At 47.4% G+C, this 3,445-nt stretch carries 1 tRNA gene and 2 rRNA genes; all 3 read left to right on the forward strand.

The annotated features are described in order from the left end of the window. Window positions 1–76: 76 nt before the first annotated feature. The 3 genes from BUA96_RS17100 to rrf all read left to right on the forward strand — a co-directional run bounded on the left by BUA96_RS17100 (window position 77) and on the right by rrf (window position 3,405). Window positions 77–153 (forward strand) — tRNA-Ala (locus BUA96_RS17100). A 192-nt stretch (window positions 154–345) separates the two neighbouring features. Continuing rightward, window positions 346–3,160: ribosomal RNA gene (locus tag BUA96_RS17105) — 23S ribosomal RNA — on the forward strand. Between the two features lie 136 nt (window positions 3,161–3,296). Next, window positions 3,297–3,405, forward strand: a 5S ribosomal RNA gene (gene rrf / locus BUA96_RS17110). Window positions 3,406–3,445: the final 40 nt, after the last annotated feature.

Below are 3,445 nucleotides of genomic sequence, written 5' to 3' on the forward strand. Positions count from 1 at the left end.
AAATATTGAAGGAAATTCTAGAAGCTAAGAATTCTAATTCTAGTAAAATTCTGAATTCTAAATTCTGAATTTATCTGGGGGATTAGCTCAGCTGGCTAGAGCGCCTGCCTTGCACGCAGGAGGTCATCGGTTCGACTCCGATATTCTCCACCATTTTAATTTTGAATTCAAAATTTTGAATTTAGAATTGAATACAGTTCATTGACATATTGGGAAATAATAAGAATACGAGAGAAACAAATTTTATATAGTTAGTAATAACTAAGTTATATTATAGATAGAACTCATTAATAATACAAAGGCCAAGGTAGCAATACCAATGGTCCTTATAAGAGCAAAAAGTACAATAAGCTAAATAAGGGCGTATGGGGAATGCCTAGGCTCTCAGAGGCGATGAAGGACGTGATAAGCTGCGAAAAGCTGCGGGGATTGGCACATACAAATTGATCCGCAGATATCCGAATGGGGCAACCCACTATACTGAAGGTATAGTATCCGCAAGGAGGCAAACCCGGAGAACTGAAACATCTAAGTACCCGGAGGAAGAGAAAACAATAGTGATTCCGATAGTAGCGGCGAGCGAACTCGGAATAGCCCAAACCGATTCTGTTACGGCAGGATCGGGGTTGTAGGACCACGACATTTTATGCGTAATGAATTAGAACACTTTGGAAAGAGTGGCCATAGACGGTGATAGCCCGGTATAGGTAAAGAGCGTTATAGATAGTGGTATCCTGAGTAGTGCGGGGCACGTGAAACCCTGTATGAATCTGGCGGGACCATCCGCTAAGGCTAAATACTCCTGAGAGACCGATAGTGAACCAGTACCGTGAGGGAAAGGTGAAAAGAACCCTGAACAAGGGAGTGAAATAGACCCTGAAACCATACGCTTACAAGCGGTCGGAGCCCTTTTGGGTGACGGCGTGCCTTTTGCATAATGAGCCTACGAGTTACTTTATCTAGCAAGGTTAAGATGTTCAGCATCGGATCCGTAGCGAAAGCGAGTCTTAATAGGGCGTTTAGTTAGGTTGAGTAGACGCGAAACCGTGTGATCTACCCTTGGGCAGGTTGAAGCTGTGGTAACACATAGTGGAGGACCGAACCCGTTGACGTTGAAAAGTCTTGGGATGACCTGAGGGTAGGGGTGAAAGGCCAATCAAACTCGGAAATAGCTCGTACTCCCCGAAATGCATTTAGGTGCAGCGTTGATTTATAGTTTTATAGAGGTAGAGCTACTGATTGGATGCGGGGGCTTCACCGCCTACCAATTCCTGACAAACTCCGAATGCTATAAAATGTTGATCAGCAGTGAGGGCATGGGTGCTAAGGTCCATGTCCGAGAGGGAAAGAACCCAGACCATCAGCTAAGGTCCCCAAATGTATGTTAAGTTGAAAAAACGCGGTTGGACTGCCCAGACAGCTAGGATGTTGGCTTGGAAGCAGCCATTCATTTAAAGAGTGCGTAACAGCTCACTAGTCGAGCGGTCCGGCATGGATAATAATCGGGCATAAACATACTACCGAAGCTATGGCATCGTAAGATGGGTAGGGGAGCATTGTAACAAAGTTGAAGGTTTACTGTGAGGTAAGCTGGATTGGTTACAAAAGAAAATGTAGGCATAAGTAACGATAATGCGGGCGAGAAACCCGCACACCGAAAGACCAAGGTTTCCCCGGCCATGCTAATCAGCCGGGGGTCAGTCGGGACCTAACGCGAACCCGAAAGGGGTAGTGGATGGACAACAGGTTAATATTCCTGTACCTGCTCACATTAAAAGTGACGGAGGATTAAATTTGGTGCGTGCTGACGGAATAGCACGTTGAAGCTACTTAACGTAGTGATAGTACACCACGGCTACGGCTACGGTGATAATCCAGAGGAGATACTTCCAAGAAAAGCGAGTGAAGCAGCCCGTACCGTAAACCGACACAGGTGGTTGGGATGAGGATTCTAAGGTGCTCGAGAGATTCATGGCTAAGGAACTAGGCAAAATCGACCCGTAACTTCGGGAGAAGGGTCGCCCCACTCCGGTGGGGCCGCAGTGAAGAGGTCCAGGCGACTGTTTATCAAAAACACAGGGCTCTGCGAAATCGAAAGATGAAGTATAGGGCCTGACACCTGCCCGGTGCCGGAAGGTTAAGAGGAGATGTTAGCATTTGCGAAGCATTGAATTGAAGCCCCGGTAAACGGCGGCCGTAACTATAACGGTCCTAAGGTAGCGAAATTCCTTGTCGGGTAAGTTCCGACCTGCACGAATGGTGCAACGATCTGGACACTGTCTCGGCCATGAGCTCGGTGAAATTGTAGTATCGGTGAAGATGCCGATTACCCGCTATGGGACGAAAAGACCCCGTGCACCTTTACTATAGCTTAGTATTGACTTTGGACAAGTGATGTGTAGGATAGGTGGGAGACTTTGAAGCTGCGTCGCCAGGCGTGGTGGAGTCATTGTTGAAATACCACCCTTTACTTGTTTGAAGCCTAACCCATATTATGGGGACAGTGCTTGGTGGGTAGTTTGACTGGGGTGGTCGCCTCCAAAAGAGTAACGGAGGCTTCTAAAGGTTCCCTCAACACGGTTGGCAATCGTGTGTAGCGTGCAATGGCATAAGGGAGCTTGACTGAGAGACATACAGGTCGATCAGGTACGAAAGTAGAGCATAGTGATCCGGTGGTTCCGCATGGAAGGGCCATCGCTCAAAGGATAAAAGGTACGCCGGGGATAACAGGCTGATCTCCCCCAAGAGCTCATATCGACGGGGGGGTTTGGCACCTCGATGTCGGCTCGTCACATCCTGGGGCTGGAGAAGGTCCCAAGGGTTGGGCTGTTCGCCCATTAAAGTGGCACGCGAGCTGGGTTCAGAACGTCGTGAGACAGTTCGGTCTCTATCTATAGTGGGCGCTAGAAATTTGAGTGGATCTGACCCTAGTACGAGAGGACCGGGTTGGACCGACCGCTGGTGTACCTGTTGTTCCGCCAGGAGCATTGCAGGGTAGCTATGTCGGGAAGGGATAAGCGCTGAAAGCATATAAGCGCGAAACCCACCACAAGATGAGATTTCTTTAAAGGGCCGTGGGAGACGACCACGTTGATAGGCTATAGGTGTAAAGGCAGTAATGTCATAGCCGAGTAGTACTAATAACCCGTAAGCTTATGTACGTCTTCCCGCACTTTTTAGTGCGGGAGGAGCACTCTTATACTTATAATGATCAAATCAGATTTGTGATTGTAGTCTTTTTATTATTACCCAATATGTTAACTTATTAAAGTATGTGATTAATTCATACGACAGCTTAAGGTGGTTATAGCGACGGGGCTCACCTCTTACCATTCCGAACAGAGTAGTTAAGCCCGTTAGCGCCGATGGTACTACATCTCGTGGGAGAGTAGGTCGCCGCCTTGTTTTAAAAGTCTGCATCAATATCTGATGCAGACTTTTTTTT

It is taken from the genome of Leeuwenhoekiella palythoae (assembly GCF_900130045.1).
GTDB classification, from domain to species: domain Bacteria; phylum Bacteroidota; class Bacteroidia; order Flavobacteriales; family Flavobacteriaceae; genus Leeuwenhoekiella; species Leeuwenhoekiella palythoae.